Origin of the sequence: Streptomyces cyaneus, assembly GCF_004028635.1 — a bacterium.
Classification (GTDB): domain Bacteria; phylum Actinomycetota; class Actinomycetes; order Streptomycetales; family Streptomycetaceae; genus Streptomyces; species Streptomyces cyaneus.
This window is the reverse complement of record NZ_ML138678.1, coordinates 916,989-933,966: the sequence shown is the minus strand read 5'-3', so window position 1 is coordinate 933,966 and position 16,978 is coordinate 916,989. Positions and strand designations below refer to the sequence as shown.

Annotated in this window: 16 protein-coding genes; 7 read left to right on the top strand and 9 right to left on the bottom strand. The window is 70.7% G+C overall.

Annotation, left to right across the window (positions count from 1 at the left end; all coding sequences use genetic code 11):
• Nucleotides 1-18 precede the first annotated feature (18 nt).
• Together EHO50_RS04185 and EHO50_RS04180 are read left to right on the top strand one after the other, a co-directional pair.
• The gene (locus EHO50_RS04185) at nucleotides 19-924 is read left to right on the top strand and encodes a ribonuclease Z (protein ID WP_128428419.1); all 906 of its coding nucleotides are present in this window, start codon (nucleotides 19-21) and stop codon (nucleotides 922-924) included.
• A 20-nt stretch (nucleotides 925-944) separates the two neighbouring features.
• Nucleotides 945-1,937, top strand: coding sequence for an adenosine deaminase (locus EHO50_RS04180; protein ID WP_164904745.1), 993 nt, complete (start codon nucleotides 945-947; stop codon nucleotides 1,935-1,937).
• Between the two features lie 92 nt (nucleotides 1,938-2,029).
• Here the strand turns inward: EHO50_RS04180 and EHO50_RS04175 are convergent, their stop codons facing one another.
• Both EHO50_RS04175 and EHO50_RS04170 read right to left on the bottom strand, forming a co-directional pair.
• Nucleotides 2,030-3,214 carry an MFS transporter gene (locus EHO50_RS04175; RefSeq protein WP_128428417.1) on the bottom strand — a complete coding sequence of 395 codons (1,185 nt, stop codon included), beginning with the start codon at nucleotides 3,212-3,214 and terminating at the stop codon, nucleotides 2,030-2,032.
• Between the two features lie 186 nt (nucleotides 3,215-3,400).
• Nucleotides 3,401-4,195 carry an IclR family transcriptional regulator gene (locus tag EHO50_RS04170; RefSeq protein WP_128428416.1) on the bottom strand — a complete coding sequence of 265 codons (795 nt, stop codon included), beginning with the start codon at nucleotides 4,193-4,195 and terminating at the stop codon, nucleotides 3,401-3,403.
• A 121-nt stretch (nucleotides 4,196-4,316) separates the two neighbouring features.
• Between EHO50_RS04170 and EHO50_RS04165 the strand changes: the two genes are divergently transcribed.
• The 3 genes from EHO50_RS04165 (at nucleotide 4,317) to EHO50_RS04155 (ending at nucleotide 7,870) form a co-directional block, all read left to right on the top strand.
• Nucleotides 4,317-5,255 carry a 5-dehydro-4-deoxyglucarate dehydratase gene (locus EHO50_RS04165; RefSeq protein WP_128428415.1) on the top strand — a complete coding sequence of 313 codons (939 nt, stop codon included), beginning with the start codon at nucleotides 4,317-4,319 and terminating at the stop codon, nucleotides 5,253-5,255.
• Nucleotides 5,252-6,541: a glucarate dehydratase family protein gene (locus EHO50_RS04160; protein WP_128428414.1), complete on the top strand. Its 1,290-nt coding sequence runs from the start codon at nucleotides 5,252-5,254 to the stop codon at nucleotides 6,539-6,541. The genes EHO50_RS04165 and EHO50_RS04160 overlap by 4 nt, the downstream gene beginning before the upstream one ends.
• 228 nt (nucleotides 6,542-6,769) lie before the next feature.
• Nucleotides 6,770-7,870 carry a carbohydrate kinase family protein gene (locus tag EHO50_RS04155; protein ID WP_128428413.1) on the top strand — a complete coding sequence of 367 codons (1,101 nt, stop codon included), beginning with the start codon at nucleotides 6,770-6,772 and terminating at the stop codon, nucleotides 7,868-7,870.
• 50 nt (nucleotides 7,871-7,920) lie between these two features.
• Here the strand turns inward: EHO50_RS04155 and EHO50_RS04150 are convergent, their stop codons facing one another.
• The 3 genes from EHO50_RS04150 to EHO50_RS04140 all read right to left on the bottom strand — a co-directional run bounded on the left by EHO50_RS04150 (nucleotide 7,921) and on the right by EHO50_RS04140 (nucleotide 10,212).
• On the bottom strand, nucleotides 7,921-8,721 hold the full coding sequence (locus tag EHO50_RS04150; protein WP_128428412.1) for a VOC family protein: 801 nt from the start codon (nucleotides 8,719-8,721) through the stop codon (nucleotides 7,921-7,923).
• A 283-nt stretch (nucleotides 8,722-9,004) separates the two neighbouring features.
• A complete protein-coding gene (locus EHO50_RS04145; protein ID WP_128428411.1) occupies nucleotides 9,005-9,358 on the bottom strand; it encodes a cytidine/deoxycytidylate deaminase family protein in 354 nt (117 codons plus the stop codon).
• 29 nt (nucleotides 9,359-9,387) lie between these two features.
• Nucleotides 9,388-10,212, bottom strand: coding sequence for a helix-turn-helix transcriptional regulator (locus EHO50_RS04140; protein WP_128428964.1), 825 nt, complete (start codon nucleotides 10,210-10,212; stop codon nucleotides 9,388-9,390).
• Between the two features lie 148 nt (nucleotides 10,213-10,360).
• On the opposite strand from EHO50_RS04140, the gene EHO50_RS04135 reads away from it, so the two are divergent.
• Nucleotides 10,361-11,809, top strand: a complete 1,449-nt coding sequence (locus EHO50_RS04135) for an MFS transporter (protein WP_128428410.1) — start codon at nucleotides 10,361-10,363, stop codon at nucleotides 11,807-11,809.
• Here EHO50_RS04135 and EHO50_RS04130 read toward each other — a convergent pair.
• The 4 genes from EHO50_RS04130 to EHO50_RS04115 are packed head-to-tail and all read right to left on the bottom strand — an operon-like array spanning nucleotide 11,771 to nucleotide 16,088.
• Complete coding sequence (locus EHO50_RS04130) at nucleotides 11,771-12,130, bottom strand: MmcQ/YjbR family DNA-binding protein (RefSeq protein ID WP_128428409.1); 360 nt, start codon at nucleotides 12,128-12,130, stop codon at nucleotides 11,771-11,773. The two genes, EHO50_RS04135 and EHO50_RS04130, sit on opposite strands and share 39 nt — an antisense overlap.
• Nucleotides 12,127-13,434 (bottom strand): hemolysin family protein, encoded by a 1,308-nt coding sequence (locus EHO50_RS04125; protein ID WP_128428408.1) that lies wholly within the window; start codon nucleotides 13,432-13,434, stop codon nucleotides 12,127-12,129. Before EHO50_RS04125 ends, EHO50_RS04130 begins: the two co-directional genes overlap by 4 nt.
• On the bottom strand, nucleotides 13,431-13,928 hold the full coding sequence (gene ybeY / locus EHO50_RS04120; RefSeq protein WP_128428407.1) for an rRNA maturation RNase YbeY: 498 nt from the start codon (nucleotides 13,926-13,928) through the stop codon (nucleotides 13,431-13,433). The genes EHO50_RS04125 and ybeY overlap by 4 nt, the downstream gene beginning before the upstream one ends.
• Nucleotides 13,929-13,943: 15 nt before the next feature.
• Complete coding sequence (locus tag EHO50_RS04115; protein WP_128428406.1) at nucleotides 13,944-16,088, bottom strand: PhoH family protein; 2,145 nt, start codon at nucleotides 16,086-16,088, stop codon at nucleotides 13,944-13,946.
• Between the two features lie 406 nt (nucleotides 16,089-16,494).
• On the opposite strand from EHO50_RS04115, the gene EHO50_RS04110 reads away from it, so the two are divergent.
• The gene (locus tag EHO50_RS04110; protein WP_128428405.1) at nucleotides 16,495-16,971 is read left to right on the top strand and encodes a hypothetical protein; all 477 of its coding nucleotides are present in this window, start codon (nucleotides 16,495-16,497) and stop codon (nucleotides 16,969-16,971) included.
• The last annotated feature ends 7 nt before the right edge of the window (nucleotides 16,972-16,978 follow it).

Here is a 16,978-nt window from a genome sequence, read left to right as displayed (position 1 = left end):
AAGTAGGTCGAAGTCGCCTTGTCCGTGCGTGAATTGGTTGTCCTCGGGACAGCGAGCCAGGTGCCGACCCGTCACCGGAACCACAACGGCTATCTGTTGCGGTGGGACGGGGAGGGCATCCTCTTCGACCCCGGCGAGGGCACGCAGCGGCAGATGCTGCGTGCCGGAGTCGCCGCGCACGACCTGAATCGGATCTGCGTCACCCACTTCCACGGGGACCACTCCCTCGGCCTCGCCGGCGTCATCCAGCGGATCAACCTCGACAAGGTTCCGCATCCCGTCACCGCCCACTACCCGCGTTCCGGCCAGCGCTTCTTCGACCGGCTGCGCTACGCCACCGCCTACCGCGAGACCGTCGACCTCGCGCAGGCCCCGGTCAGCGCCGACGGCGTCATAACCGACACCGGTGGCTACCGGCTGGAGACCGCCCGGCTGTCGCACCCCGTGGAGTCGTACGGCTATCGCCTCGTCGAGCCCGACGGCCGCCGCATGCTGCCCGAACGGCTCGCCGCGCACGGCATCAAGGGGCCGGACGTCGGGCGGCTCCAGCGGGAGGGGGTGCTCGGCGGGGTCTGCCTCGACGACGTCAGTGAGGTGCGGCGCGGGCAGCGGTTCGCGTTCGTCATGGACACTCGGCTGTGCGACGGGGTGTACACCCTGGCCGACGGCTGCGACATGCTCGTCATCGAGTCCACCTTCCTGGACGAGGATGTCGAACTCGCCGTCGAGCACGGTCACCTGACCGCCGGTCAAGCCGCCCGCGTCGCGCTCGACTGTGGCGTACGGCATCTCGTGCTCACCCACTTCAGTCAGCGCTACACCGAGCCCGACGAGTTCGAGCGGCAGGCACGGGACGCCGGTTTCGACGGGGAGTTGACGGTCGCACACGACCTGCTCCGGGTGCCGCTACCGAAACGTCGATGAGACCGCCGTACGATGCTTCGATGTCCCTCCCCAAAGCAGAACTGCACCTCCACATCGAAGGCACCCTCGAACCCGAGCTCGCCTTCGAACTGGCCGGACGCAACGGCGTCCAGCTGCCTTACGGCGACACCGACGAGCTCCGCAAGGCCTACCAGTTCGAGGACCTCCAGTCCTTTCTGAACCTGTACTACGAGCTCATGGCCGTCCTGCTCACCGAGCGGGACTTCGAGGACCTCGCGAACGCCTACCTCGCCCGCGCCGCCGCGCAGGGCGTGCGGCACGCGGAGATCTTCTTCGACCCGCAGGCCCACACCAAGCGGGGGGTGGAGCTGGGGACGGTCGTCGAGGGGCTGTGGCGGGCGCTGGGGAGCAGTGAGGCCAACCACGGCGTCTCCACGCGGCTCATCATGTGCTTCCTGCGCGACGACTCCGCCGAGTCGGCCATGGAGACGCTCCGGGCCGCCGAGCCGTATCTCGACCGGATCGTCGGCGTGGGCCTGGACTCGGCCGAGGTCGGCCACCCGCCGGTGAAGTTCCGCGAGGTGTACGAGGCCGCCGCCGCCCTCGGCCTGCGGCGCGTCGCGCACGCGGGTGAGGAGGGGCCGCCCGCCTACATCACCGAGGCCCTCGACGTCCTCGGCGTCGAGCGCGTCGACCACGGGCTGCGGTGCATGGAGGACCCGGCGCTGGTCGAGCGGCTGGTGCGGGAGCGGGTGCCGCTGACGCTGTGTCCGCTGTCGAACGTGCGGCTGCGGACCGTCGACGTCCTCGCCGAGCACCCCCTGCCCGCCATGCTGGACGCCGGGCTGATGTGCACGGTCAACTCCGACGACCCGGCCTACTTCGGCGGGTACGCCGGCGACAACTTCGACGCGGTGCGCTCGGCGCTGGGCCTGACCGAGGACCGGCTGCGCGAGCTGGCTCGGAACTCCTTTTTGGCGGCCTTCCTGGAGGATGACGAGGCGAGGCGTGAGAGGTATCTCGCGGAGGTCGAGGCGTACGAGTTCTCGTAGGTGAGTGACGACGCTGCGGGCCGGTGGGGGCTGGTCGCGCCCACGTGGCGGTAGCCGCAAATCCAGCACAGCCCCGCGCCCCTTCAGGGCGCTCAGGCTGCTGTTGCCTTGTCGTAGGCAGGTGCCTCCACCGCGATCTCCACCACCGGCATCGGGCGCCTGCCCGTGCCCAGCGCCACCGCCGTCATCGGTACGGCGATCACCAGCAGCCCGACCGCCAGCACCGCGCCCATGACCGGGAACCCGGCCTGCGCCGACAGCACGCTTCCGGTCAGCGGGCCCGCCGCCGTGCCCAGCGACGACGCCGAGCCGACGAGCACCGCCCAGCGGCCGCGGGTGTCGAGGGAGGCGGCGAGGCCGATGACGTACGACAGGACGATCGGGTAGAGCGTGTTCCAGGCGATCTCGCCGGTGGCGAAGGTCGTCAGGTCGGTGGCGGACGCGCTGAGCGCGATGCAGGCCGCGATGAGGGCCGTGCCCGCGCCGATGGGCAGCGCGCGGCCGAGGCGCGGGCCGAGCGCGCCCGCCCCGGTGACGCCCAGCAGCCCGGCGCCGAGCGCCACGGCGAACACCGCGCCGACCGTGGCCTCCGTCAGATGCGCCTGGTTCAGGCCGATTCGGCCGCTGACGCCCCAGAGGGAGTTCTGGGCGAGGGACCAGCACAGCATGCAGGCGGCGAGCATCAGGCCCTGGCGGCGGTGGGGGACGGGGGAGGTGTCCCAGCCCTGTCGTGAGGTGGCCGTGGCGGCGGGGAGCCGTCCCGTCAGCGGCCCTACGGCGAGCGCCGTGAGGGCGATCGCGGCGAGCGGGAGGCCGTGCCCGGGGCCGAGGTGGGGGACCGTCAGATAGACGGCGCCCGCGAGGGCGGAGACGCCGAGGAGGCCGAGGGTGGTGGCTCGGTGGGGGTCGCGCAGGGCGGCGATTCCGGTGGCGGCGACCGCCGTCGCCGTACCCGAGCCGAACCCGCCGACGAGCGTGCCGAGCACGACGGCCGGTACGGCGTGGGTGAGCGCCGCCCCGCCGTAGCCGACGACGGCGAGGACGAGTCCGATGCGTGCCAGGGTCCGCGCCCCGATCCGTTCGACGCGGGAGGCCAGCGCGAACCCCGCCGACGCCGAGCTCAGCAGCAGCGCGCTGCCGACGGCGCCCGCCTGGGTGGGGGAGAGCGGAAGCCCGGAGTCGAGCCTGCCGACGACCGTCGGCAGCAGATACGGGGCGAGGTACCCGGCCGTGAAAAGGGCAACGAGGGGCCAGGGGGTGGTGCGGGGGGCGAACACGGGCGTTCCCAGGGCATGCGAAAGAAGCGGCTCGAAGAGGGGAGGGCGCAGGCCGTCGACGGACAGGAACGCGCGAGGAATTTGTATCAAGCAGGGACAGGAGTGAAGAAGGGAGGGGGGTGTGATCTGGGGCACGTTCTGTTTGGGGAGGGATAGTGCGGGTAGAAGGTGCCCTCGCCTGGCGCTTCAGCTGCGCCAGTGCACCGACCCGCTGCCGCCGACCCCGCCGGGAACCGTCGCCTCGATCTTCGCCCTGATCTCCCGCATCACCGCGACGATCCGCTCCTCATGCCCCGCCGACAGCCGGGCCACCGGCACCGAGCAGCTGATCGCGTCCTGGGCCGGGGAGTCGTAGCGCAGGGCGAAGCCGAAGCCGACGATGCCGAGGACGCCCTCCTCGCGGTCGACCGAGTAGCCGCGCGCCCGCACCTCGGCGAGATCGGCGGCGAGGGACTCACGGGTGGTGTGGGTGTTGGGGGTGAGGGACTCGTACGGGCCCTCGGGCAGGTCGCCGTCGGGGCGTTCGGCCAGCAGCGCCTTGCCCAGGGCTCCCGCGTGCGCCGGGAGGCGGCGGCCCACCCGGCTGATCGTCCGCAGGTACTCGTGCGACTCCCGCGTCGCCAGATACGCCACGTCCCGGCCGTCCAGCCGCCCCATGTGGATCGTCTCGCCCAGCGCCTCGGACGCCTCGTCCAGGTACGGGCGTACGACGCGGACGCGCGGGTCGGAGTCCAGGTAGCTGGTGCCGGTGAGCAGGGCGTGGATGCCGATGCCGTAGAGCGAGCCGGTGACGTCGGTGCGGACCCAGCCGCGGGAGATCAGGGTCTGCAGCAGCGCGTACATGGAGCTGCGGGGCACCTCCAGGGCGTCCGCCAGCTCCTGCAGGCGTGCGGGGCGGTCGCCGCGCGCGGCGAGGAGCTCCAGCAACTCGACCGTCCGCGCCGCGGACTTCACCTCGCGGACGCCGCCTGTCTCTGACATGGGGCGATCGTAATCGGCTCGAATCGGATCGACCGCGCCATTGACTGTCACCGTTCGCGTATCTAATCTCCATTTTCATACGTGGATGATGTCTACATGGGGAGATAGCGAGGTGGGCTCGGTGAGTCTCGAGACGGACACGGTCCGGCGCTTGCGGGACGGCATGGCGCAAGGGGTGCTGTCGTTCCCGCTCACGAGCTTCCACGAGGACGGCTCGCTGGACCCGGACGGCTTCCGCGCCCATGTCGCCGCCCAGATCGCCACCGCCCCCGGCGCCGTCTTCCCCGCCTGCGGCACCGGCGAGTTCTTCTCGCTGGACGAGGACGAGTACCGGCAGGTCGTCTCGATCGCCGTCGAGGAAGCGGGCGGGCGCGTGCCCGTCGTCGCCGGGACCGGCTACGGCTGGGCGCAGGCCGCCCGGTTCGCCCGCATCGCCGAGGAGGCCGGCGCCGACGCCCTCCTCGTCCTGCCGCACTACCTCGTCGCCGCCCCGCAGGACGGCCTGGTCGCCCAGCTGGAGCAGCTCGCGGCCCGGACCCGGCTGCCCCTCGTCGCCTACCAGCGCGGCCAAGTCGCCTTCACCGCCGGGTCGTTGAAGCGCATCGCGCGTACCCCGAACGTCATCGGCCTCAAGGACGGCCACAGCGACCTCGACCGCCTCCAGCGCCTCACCCTCGCCGCCCCCGAGGGCTTCCTCTTCTTCAACGGCGCCGCCACCGCCGAGATCCAGGCCCGCGCCTACGCCGCCGTCGGCGTCCCGGCCTACTCCTCCGCCGTCCACGCCTTCGCCCCCGAGATCGCGAACACCTTCTTCGCCGCCCTGCAGGGCGGCGACCACGGCACGGTCGACAAGCTGCTGCGCGACTTCTACGTCCCGCTCGTCGAACTCCGCGACCGGGTGCCGGGATACGCCGTCTCCCTGGTGAAGGCAGCGGCCAGGCTGCGCGGCCGCCCCGTCGGCCCCGTACGCGCCCCCCTCACCGACCCGTCGGCCGCCGACCTGGCCGACCTCCGCACCCTGCTCGCCGCCGGACTCGACCTCGTAGGAGCCGCACTGTGAACCTCACGATCACCGATGTCCGCCTGACGCCGATCCTGGTCGCCGACCCGCCGCTGCTGAACACCCAGGGCGTCCACCAGCCGTACACACCCCGCCTGATCGTCGAGGTCGAGACGGCGGGAGGGGCCATCGGCGTCGGTGAGACGTACGGCGACACCAAGTACCTTGAGCTGGCCCGCCCCTTCGCCAAGAAGCTGATCGGTCGTCAAGTCAATGACCTCAACGGCCTGTTCGTCGTCGCCGACGAGGTGGCCGTCGATCAGTCCCGGGTCTTGGGGCAGGTCGACGTCGGCGGGCTGCGCGGCGTCCAGACCGCCGACAAACTGCGGCTGTCCGTCGTCTCCGGCTTCGAGGTCGCCTGCCTCGACGCGCTCGGCAAGGCGCTCGGGCTGCCCGTGCACGCGCTGCTCGGCGGCAAGGTGCGCGACGCGGTCGAGTACAGCGCGTACCTCTTCTACAAGTGGGCCGACCACCCGGAGGGCGTCGCGGCCGAGAAGGACGACTGGGGTGCCGCCGTCGACCCGGCCGGGGTCGTCGAGCAGGCGCGGAAGTTCACCGAGCGGTACGGGTTCACCTCCTTCAAGCTCAAGGGCGGTGTCTTTCCGCCGGACGAGGAGATCGCGGCCGTACGGGCCCTCGCGGAGGCCTTCCCCGGGCACCCACTGCGCCTCGACCCCAACGGGGCCTGGTCCGTGGAGACCTCGCTGAGGGTGGCGCGGGAGCTCGGGGACGTCCTCGAGTACCTGGAGGACCCGGCCCTCGGCACGGCCGCCATGGCCGAGGTCGCCGCGCGCACGGACGTGCCGCTGGCGACCAACATGTGCGTGACGACGTTCGCGGAGATCAAGGAGGCGTTCACGCGGGACGCCGTCCAGGTCGTCCTCTCCGACCACCACTATTGGGGCGGGCTGCGCAACACCCAGCAACTGGCCGCGATCTGCCGCACCTTCGGCGTCGGGGTGTCCATGCACTCCAACACCCACCTCGGCATCTCCCTCGCCGCGATGACCCACGTGGCGTCGACCGTCCCGAACCTCCACCATGCCTGCGACTCCCACTACCCCTGGCAGTTGGAGGACGTCCTCACCGAGCGCCTCACCTTCGAGGGCGGCAAGCTCGCCGTGCCCGACGCGCCCGGCCTCGGTGTCGAGCTGGACCGCGAGAAGCTGGCGGAGCTGCACCGGCGGTGGCTGGAAGACGACGGCTCGCTCCGGGACCGCGACGACGCGGCCGCGATGCGGGTCGCCGACCCCGGCTGGGTGACGCCGTCGGTGCCTCGCTGGTAGCGGCTCGCCTGCCGCCCCGGTGAGTTCGTCCAGCGGGGCTCGGGCCGGATCGCGGTGGCGTTGTCAGTGGTGAGGTGGCGTTGTCGGTGCTGTGGTGCACACTGGCCAGATCAGCACCACGTCAGGGAGCGCACCGTGACCACGCCCACCGCGCCCAACGGAAAGGGACCCTCGCCCCAGGGGCCGTCGTCCAGGGCAGGGAAGTCGTCCAAGGCAGGGAAGTCGTCCATGACAGGGGCGCCGTACCGCCGGGCCCAGGTCGACCCCCTCGCCGGCCTGCGCACGACCGCCGACCCGCCCTGGGACGTGTACCTCACGGGCCCGGTCTTCCTCGACATCATCTTCACCGGCCTCGACTCGGCCCCGGTGCGCGGGACCGAGTCCTGGGCGCGCGGGATGGGGTCGAGCCCCGGCGGCGTGGCCAACATGGCGACGGCGCTGGCCCGCCTCGGCCTGCGGACCTCACTCGCGGCGGCCTTCGGCGACGACCACTACGGCGAGTACTGCTGGGACGCGCTGGAGCACGGCGAGGGCATCGACCTCTCGCCGTCGCGCACGGTGCCGGGCTGGCACTCGTCGGTGACGGTCTCGATGGCGTACGAGGGGGAGCGCACGATGGTCTCCCACGGCCACGAGCCGCCCCCGGAGGAGCCCGCCCCCGACTGCCCGCCACGCGCGCGTGCCGCAGTCGCCTCCCTCGTCCCGGGCAAGCGGGCCCCCTGGATCGCGCAGGCCGCGAGCAAGGGCGCCCGCATCTTCGCCGACGTCGGCTGGGACGACACGGGGGCGTGGGACCTGGCTGGGCTGGCCGACCTGGAGCACTGCGAGGCGTTCCTGCCGAACGCCCAGGAGGCGATGCGGTACACGGGCACCGACTGCCCGCGCGAGGCGGCCCACGCCCTTACCGCGTACGTCCCGGTCGCCGTGGTCACCCTCGGCGCGGAGGGCGCGTACGCGGTGGACGGACGGACCGGGGAGACGGCCGAGGTCCCCGCGATCGCCGTCGAGGCGCTCGACCCGACCGGCGCCGGCGACGTCTTCGTGGCCGGCTTCGTCACCGGCACCCTGGCGGACTGGCCCCTGGCCGACCGCCTCGCCTTCGCGGGCCTGACGGCGGCCCTCTCGGTCCAGGAGTTCGGCGGCTCCCTGTCCGCCCCCGGCTGGGCCGAGATCGGCGCCTGGTGGCGCAAGGTCCAGTCCCTCGACCGGCAGGACCCCGAGGCCCTGCGCCGGTACGCGTTCCTGGCGGATCTGGTGCCGGAGGAACAGGGGAGACCTTGGCCGCTGCGGCGGGCAGTGCCGACGATCGGCTTCCGCCGCTCGGCGTGACGCCCGGCCCGGACGCAGCGCCCTGCCGGGGGGCACGCGGCGCTGCGGGGTCAGCTCGGCGTGGCCGGCGTCAGCACCACGAAGTCCGCGTTCGCCGGGTCGACGCAGACCGCCAGTCGGCCGACGCCCTCCGCGTCCTCCGGGCCCATCTGCACGCTGCCGCCGTTCTCGGTGACCTTGGCGACCGCGGCGTCGCAGTCGGTGACGTTGAAGACCGGGTGCCAGTACGGCCGCCCGTTCGCCAGCACGAGGTTCTCCTCGGGCAGCTCCATGAGCCCGCCCTGCATGCGCTCCTCGGGCAGCCCGTCCGGTGTGATGAGGGTGTAGGCGCCCCCACCGCCCGGCAGCTCCATGTCGCTGTACTGCCAGCCGAAGACACCGCCGTAGAACTCCTTCGCACCCGCGGCGTCACTCGTGTACAGCTCGGTCCACGACAGCGAGCCCGGCTCGTCCGCCAGCTCGAAGCCCGAGTTCTTCCCCGGCTGCCAGACGGCGAACTGGCCGCCCAGCGGGTCGTTGTACTGCGCCATCCGACCCCAGTCGTCGAGGTCCCGCGGCGCCACCCGCACGGTGCCGCCCGCCCGCTCCACCGCCTGCGTCGTGGCGTCCGCGTCGGTGACGGTGAAGTAGATCATCCAGGCCGAACGCGCCCCCTCCTCGGTGAGCTTGCCGAGCCCGGCGACGGTCTTGCCGTCCTTCTTGAACATCCCGCCTTCGAAGTCCTCCGCCTCCCCCATGGACTCGTACTCCCAGCCGAGCACCGCACCGTAGAAGGCCGCGGCGGCCCGGACGTCCGGGGCACCGAGGTCGAGCCAACAGGGGGAGCCGGGGGAGAGGTCAGTGGTGATCATGACGATGCCCTTTCGCAGACCGGTATGCCCCCAGCGTGGCACCGGCCACTGACACTCGCGCGTCGGATGGGAACACGTCGGGGGAGTGCGGGGCGGTCACTCTCTGGGCACCGGTCAGGTATTCCAGCCCGGCGCGGGCGATCACTTCTCAACGCCCGTCCAGGTATTTCAGCCCGTCCGGCGTTTGAGGACGAGGCCCGTTCAGGGCCGAAGCGGGGGTCCGGGGGCGGCAGCCCCCGGGGACGGGACGGGTAGGGGCGGCGGGGGCGAGGAACCCCCGACCTCAGCCCGCCGTCACGGTAACCCGCACCACCCCGTCCGGCCCCGCCACCAACACCGGCGTCCCAGCCCCGCCCAGATCCCGCACCGCCGCCCGATCCTCCGCCGACGCCGACTCCGCCTCCGTCACCACCGCCGCCGCCTCCAACGACTTCGCCCCCGACGCCACCGCCATCGCCACCGCCGTCCGCAGCGCGCTCAGCTTCAGGGAGTCCAGGGCAACGGTCCCGGCGACATACGTACGGCCGGTCTCGTCCCGTACGGCCGCCCCCTCGGGCACACCGTTGCGGGCCCGCGCGGAACGGGCCAGGGTGATGATCTTGCGGTCCTCGGGGTCGAGCGCGCTGTTGTCGGTCATGACCTGAGCATACGTAGCGACCTGCCGGCCTAACCGGCCACGGGGTACATCGCCCCGCGCCGCCCCTCCGGCGACGCCAGCCACTCCAACTTCGCCGCCGTGTCGGCCTCGTCCAGCGGCGTGTGCAGGACGATCGACAGATCCGGCCGCACCGGCATCTGCAGCACCGTCGACTCCAGGCACAGCAGCCCGACCAGCGGATGGTCCAGCTCCGTGCGGATCTGCCCGGCGTCCTCGATGTCCCGCAACTCCCACAGCGTGCTGAACTCCGGGCTGGACGCCTTAGCTTCGGCCAGTACGGCCTGGAACCCCTCGTCGTCGGGAGAGGCCGAACAGGCCGCGCGGAACTGCGCCACGAGCGTACGGGCGTTCGCGTCCCAGTTCCTCGGCCGCGACCGGTACATCGGGTTCGCGAAGAACTCGATGAGGCAGTTCCATCTCTCGCCGGGCCGCATGCCCAGCACCGCAGCGGCCGCTTCGCTGTGCAGCACGGCGTTGTAGTACTTGTCCATGATGTACGCCGGATGCGGCATCCACGCGTCGATCAGCCGCCGCAGCCCGTCGCACATGTCCTGCGGCGCCGGCGCAGCCACCTCGGGCGCCGGCGGATTCAGCCCCGCCAGCAGATACAGATGCCGGCGCTCGGCGTCGCTCAGCCGCAGCACACGGGCCACCGCGTCCAGCACCTGGGGCGACACCGAGATGTCCCGCCCCTGCTCCAACCACTGGTACCAGGAAGCGCCCACCCCGGCGAGCACGGCGACCTCCTCGCGCCGCAACCCCGGCGTACGGCGCCGCGCTCCGCCGTCCGGCAGTCCCGCCTCGGCCGGTGTCACCCGGGCCCGCCTGTTCATCAGGAACTCGCGTAACTCGCGCTGCCGTTGGCTCTTCAGCGTGCCCTTCGACACGAAAGGATCCCCCTCATCCTGTTGGCTGGTGGTGCCACCACCAGGACAACTTCCCGCTCCCCACGGCTATTCCACCACCCCCAGGCTCTAGCCCATGGCGATCGATCCCACCAGTCCCCCGACGTCCCCGCCGCGCGACACCCCCCGATTATCGACGCGCGACAAACTCATCCTGTTCGTCCTGTGCGCCGCGAACTTCATGGTCGCGCTCGACTTCTCCGTCCTGAACGTCGCCCTCCCCGTCCTCGGCGCCGACCTCGGCATGAGCCAGTCGGCACTGCAGTGGGCGGTCACGGCGTTCGCGCTGCCGTCCGGCGGCTTCCTGCTCCTGTTCGGCCGCATCGGCGACCTGTACGGCCGCCGCAAACTGTTCCTCACCGGACTCGTCCTGTTCGCCGCGGCCTCACTGCTCGCGACGTTCGCCTGGGACCCGGCGTCGTTCCTCACGGGACGCGCCCTGCAGGGCCTCGGCGCGGCGGTCATCGTCCCGTCCGGCATGTCCCTGCTGACCACCACCTTCGCCGAGGGCCCCGCCCGGGACCGCGCCCTCGGCATCTCCGGGACGCTGATGTCCCTCGGCTTCACCATCGGCGTGGTCGCGGGCGGCGTCCTGACCGACGCGCTCGGCTGGCGCTCCACGATGGGCCTGCTCGCCCTCTTCGCGCTGATCGTGCTGCCGCTCGCGCCCGGCCTGCTGCCCGAGTCCCGTACCCCCGACCGCCCGCACCTGGACGTGCCCGGCGCGATCACCGTCACCGGTGGTCTGCTGTCCCTGATCTACGCCCTGACGACGGCCGCCGACCACGGCTTCGGCCGCGCCGACGTCGTCGTGACGCTGATCGCGGGCATCGCGCTCCTGACGGCCTTCGCGGTGGTCGAGTCCCGCACCGACGCCCCCCTGGTCTCCCTCTCCATGCTGCGCCGCCGCACGGTGGCGTGGGGCAACCTGGGCGGGCTGATCACCTTCTCGATGATGTCGACGGTGGTGTTCGTCCTCACCCTGTACCTGCAGGAGATCCTGCATCTGTCGGCCTGGGAGACGGGCCTGGTCTTCGGCGTCCAGGGGATCATGGCGGTGATCGCCGGCTCGCTCACCCCCAGGGTCGTCAGCCGGCTCGGCGCCCGCCGCACCCTGGTCGCCGGGCTCACCGGCCAGGGCGCCTTCATGATCGCCCTGCTGTTCCTGAACGAGCACAGCTGGTCCGTCTGGCTCGCCGCGGTCGCCGTCTCGCTGGCGAGCATGCCCCACGTGGCCGCGATCATCTCCTACGGCCTGACGGTCACCTCGGGCGTCCCCGACGAGGAACAGGGCCTGGCCACCGGCCTGGTCACCTCCACCCAGCAGGTCGGCATCACCATCGGCATCCCGCTGCTGGGCGTCCTCGCGACGACCTCCGACGACCTGCTGTCCGGCACCCGCCTGGTCATGGGGATCGACGCGGCGATCCTCCTGGTCGGCGCGGCCCTGATCGCACTCGGCCTGCGGACCTGGCGGTCGGCCGGCTCAGGGGCGGTCGAGGCGGAGCCGGTCGGCTCTCGGTAGACCGGCCACGACCAGGTCGTACGAGTCCTCGACGAGCTCCCGGACGAGACGGTCCGGGAGCTCGCCGTCGACCGTCACCGTGTTCCAGTGCCGCTTGTTCATGTGCCAGCCGGGGACGATCAGGCCCGGGTACTCACCGCGCAGGCGTACCGCGTCATCCGGGTCGCACTTCAGATTGACCGTCAGGGGCCGCGCGTCCAGGTTCGTCAGGGCGAAGAGCTTGCCCAGCACCTTGAAGACCGAGGTCTCCGGGTTGAACGGGAAGTCCTCCACGGTCGCGTTGAACGACAGGCAGAACGTGCGCAGCTCCTGAGGGGTCACTCCGGCTTCGTCTCCTCCTGAAGGGACCCGGCGGGGGCCACCGGCTCCACGAGCACGGTCACGATCTTGTTCCGCCGCCCGGCCGCCGCCTCCGCCGTCAGCCGCAGCTCACGGCTGTCCGGCAGCTCGACCAGCGACGACGCCCCGGCGATCGGCACCCGGCCCAGCGCCTTCGCCAGCAGCCCGCCGACCGTCTCCACGTCCTCGTCGTCGTACTCGTCGAGGCCGTACAGCTCGCCGAGGTCGGTGATGTCCAGGCGGGCGGTGACCCGGTAACGGTCCTCGCCCAGCTCCTCCACCGGCGGCAGCTCACGGTCGTACTCGTCGGTGATCTCACCGACGATCTCCTCGAGAATGTCCTCGATGGTGACGATGCCGGCGGTTCCGCCGTACTCGTCGATGACGACGGCCACGTGGTTGCGCTCCTGCTGCATCTCGCGCAGCAGGTCGCCGGCGTTCTTGGTGTCCGGGACGAAGGCGGCGGGCCGCATGGCCGTGGACACCAGCTCGCTCTCCGCGTCCCGGCTGATGTGCGTCTTGCGGACCAGGTCCTTCAGATACACGATCCCCACCACGTCGTCCTCGCTCTCCCCGACGACCGGGATACGCGAGAAACCGGAGCGCAGGGCGAGGGTGAGGGCCTGACGGATCGTCTTGTAGCGCTCGATCACGACCAGGTCGGTGCGCGGGACCATGACCTCGCGCACCAGCGTGTCGCCCAGCTCGAAGACCGAGTGCACCATACGGCGCTCATCGTCCTCGATCAGCGACTCCTTCTCGGCGAGGTCGACCAGCGCCCGCAGCTCCGCCTCGGAGGCGAACGGGCCGCGGCGGAAGCCCTTGCCGGGCGTGAGGGCGTTACCGATGAGGATCAGCAGATACGGGATCGGACCCATGATCCGCGCGAGCGGCAGCAGCACATACGCCGCCGCCGTCGCCGTGTTCAGCGGATGCTGGCGGCCGATGGTGCGCGGGGACACCCCGACGGCGACGTACGACACCAGCACCATGACCGCTATCGCCACCAGCAGGGCCTCGGTGGTGCTGTCGAACTCCTGGAGGCAGGCGTACGTGACGAGCGCGGCGGCGGCCATCTCACAGGCCACGCGCACCAGCAGCGCCACGTTCAGATAGCGGGTCGGGTCGGCGGCGACGAGCGCGAGCTTCTCGCTGCCGCGCCGGCCGCTGCGTACGGCCTCCTCGGCGCGGAAGCTGGAGACGCGCGCCAGGCCCGCCTCCGCGCAGGCGGCGAGCCAGGCGACGACCACCAGGGCGATCGCACCGAGGACGAGGGGGAGGCTCATGACACGGTCGGGGCCGGGGAGGGCCCCGTCAGCCCCTTCTCCGAACGCCAGCCGTCCACGATGGCGGCCTGCAGACCGAACATCTCGGCCTTCTCGTCGGGCTCCTCGTGGTCGTACCCGAGCAGATGCAGCACTCCATGGACGGTGAGCAGGTGGAGCTCCTCGTCCATGGAGTGCTGCGTGGGCGCTTCCGCCCCCTGCTTGGCGGCGACTTCGGGGCACAGCACGATGTCACCGAGGAGCCCCTGCGGAGGCTCGTCGTCGTCCTTGGACGGCGGCCGCAGCTCGTCCATCGGAAAGGACATGACATCGGTCGGCCCGGGCAGGTCCATCCACTGGATATGAAGCTGCTCCATGGCGTCGGCGTCCACGACGATCACCGAGAGCTCGGAGAGCGGGTGGATGCGCATCCGCGCGAGCGCGTAGCGGGCGATGTCGAGGATCGCCTGCTCGTCGACCTCGGTTCCGGACTCGTTGTTGACGTCGATCGACATGGTCGTGCTGTGTCTCTACTTCCCCTTGTGCCCGGCCTTGCCGCCCCGGCCCTTGTGCGAGCCGTTCTGGGTGCCGTGCTTGCTGTCGTACAACTCGTACGCGTCGACGATACGGCCGACGAGCTTGTGCCGGACGACATCGTGGGAGGAGAGCCGGGAGAAGTGGACGTCCTCGAGGCCCTCCAGGATGTCCTGCACCTGCCGCAGACCGGACTTGGTGCCGTCCGGGAGGTCGACCTGGGTCACGTCACCGGTGATGACTATCTTCGAGTCGAAGCCGAGACGGGTGAGGAACATCTTCATCTGCTCGGGGCTGGTGTTCTGGGCCTCGTCGAGAATGATGAAGGCGTCGTTGAGGGTGTTGTGCGTCAGCAGGTAGTCCTGGGTGACGTACAGCGAATCCTCCGCCGCCACCTGGATGCAGACGGTCTCCTCACGACCCGCGGGCTCGATGCTGTCGATGAACCGCATCGGGCGACCGCCCCCTCCGGCCGCGTGGTACCTGTCCCGCTTGCGGGCGAGGCGGAAGGGCTCGATGCCCTCGGGGAGGCGGATGTCGATGACGTGGCTGTCGTAGCGGTGTGCCGCCAGGGCTGTGCCCTGCTTGCGGTCCTTGGCCAAACGACGCCGGGCGTATGCGACGCCGCCAAGCGACTGGACCAGGGCGATGATGTCGTCGCGGAGGAGGATGGACGCGGTCGAAAACTGGATCCGGCAGGTGCGGTCTTTCTGCGTCACCGGGCCGCCGTCGGAGTCGAGGAGCCCCTGGAGAACGGCGAGGCGGATCTCGGCCGTGTTGAAGAGGTAGTCGTCCGGAACGAACTTCGATACCGATCGGGTGCCGAGGAGTTCCAGCGAGCGCAGCGACGTTGTGACTGGATTCGGTACCCGGCCCCCCGGGGCGCCGGGCTTCCTGTCCCGGATGAGGAAGTAGTCATACCGTCCCTTGTGCCGCAGCCTCACCCCTGGAAGGGCTACTTCCAGCGCGGAGACGAGCTCCGGATCCGCTGTGGTGAACGTAGGGGTGATCTTGCCCGTGATGCATCCGTCCCCGAGCAGCAATCCCAACGCATACGGATCCATCGGAACCTCGCGCTCAGGAAACTCGACCGGAGAGGTGAGCAGCGGCAGCTCGTACCGGCGATAGTGCGCCGCCCGCAGGTTGCCGATCATCTCCTGAGTCTCCAGGACCCGCCAAGGCTTGTTGCGACGCGCGTCGTCACGTGTCCTGACTGTCCACAAGTGCTCGCCACAGCACAGCGTCCAGGAACCGTCCTGGGCGGTGACGCGGTAGATGTCCCGCTCCCCCTGCGGGTAGACGCCGAGAACCGGGGTCGGCTCACCGTTCGATCCAATGACGAGGTCACCGACCTGGAGGTCGCCGATGGGGCGCCAGCCGTCCGGTGTCAGCACGTTCGTAAACACAGGTTGGCTGCGTCCCCGCATATATGCCAGCGGCGCCACCTCGATAGTCCCCGCCGCCATCAACCGAGGAATCGAGTCCGGGTCCAGCATGTCGTGCAGCGCGTCATAAAGAGGCCGCAGGTACGGGTCGATCTTCTCGTACAGCGTGCCCGGCAAGAACCCCAGCCGCTCACCGGCCTCCACCGCAGGCCTGGTCAGGATGATGCGGTTGACCTGCTTGGACTGCAGGGCCTGCACCGCCTTGGCCATGGCGAGGTACGTCTTGCCCGTACCGGCGGGACCGATTCCGAAGACGATCGTATGTTTGTCGATCGCGTCGACGTACCGCTTCTGGTTGAGGGTCTTGGGGCGGATCGTGCGGCCGCGCGAGGAGAGGATGTTCTGGGTCAGAACCTCGGCTGGGGTCTCCTGGCCGTCGCTCTCTCCGTTCTCGCTTGCCCTGAGCATGGCGATCGAGCGTTCCACTGCGTCCTCCGTCATCGGTTGCCCGGTGCGGAGCACCAGCATCATCTCGTCGAACAGGCGCTGGATGAGGGCGACTTCGTGAGCGTCGCCGACCGCGCTGATCTCGTTGCCCCGGACGTGTATGTCGGTCGCCGGGAAGGCCTTCTCGATCACGCGCAGAAGCGAGTCGCCGGACCCCAGCACGGTCACCATGGGGTGCTGGGCGGGGACGGTGAACTGTGCTCTCGCCTGCCCGTGCGCGGGTGTCTGAGCTGTGGGTGTCTGAGTCATGGGCCGGCTCGTAGGCCTTGCTCGTCCTCCTCGATACGACTCGCCTGCCACTTGGGCGGCCTGGCGATTTCCAGGGTACGCCGGGGGACTGACAAGGCCGTAGGCCTTTTCGCCGGGGAGGGTTCACGGGCGCAGGGCTTCACGGCCAGTACGGATCGCGTGACGCTCCGCTTGGGATGCGGCGCCCGGTAGATGACTCGTCGGTAGTTGAGGCCGGAAATCACCCTTGCCGACCCTCGTCCCACGCGCATCAATGGAAACGGCGGTTCCGACGGACCGTCAGATTCGATTCTCCACGTCAACTGTGCACTTCAGCTGCCCACGCAGTGTGTCCGCATCCACCTGCCGAGCAATTCCCCCACCCCCACACCAGGAATTCCCCCACCTCGAAACGGAGCGGATCCCCATGAGACGCATAGGCATCGGAGCAGGTGCGGCACTGGTGACCGGAGTACTCGCGGTCACCGGCCTCGCCTTCGCCCCCGCCGCCCTCGCCGTCGCCCCCGGCACCGCCACGATCACCGCCGACTGCGGCAGCTTCGGCGGTGGCGAGGCCACCCTCACGGCGACACAGGACGGCACCGCCGCCACCATCACCGTCAACTCCTCCGCGATCACCGCGCCGATAGCGCTCGGGGAGGACTCGATCTCCTCGACACTCACCCTGGTGAAGGCGAGCGGCGGCACCACCAGTTTCACCGGCACTGAGAACCCGGCGATGGCCGCCGGTGACCCCGTCCAGGTCGGTCCGCTCAGCGGCACCGTGGCCTCCGGCGACAGCCTGGAGGCCTTCGGCGGCTCGCTGCAGATGACCGTCTTCGGCATCACCATCACCTGCACGGCGACCGGGCCGCAGTCGCCGGGCCCGTTCGTGTTCGACTGAGGCGCGT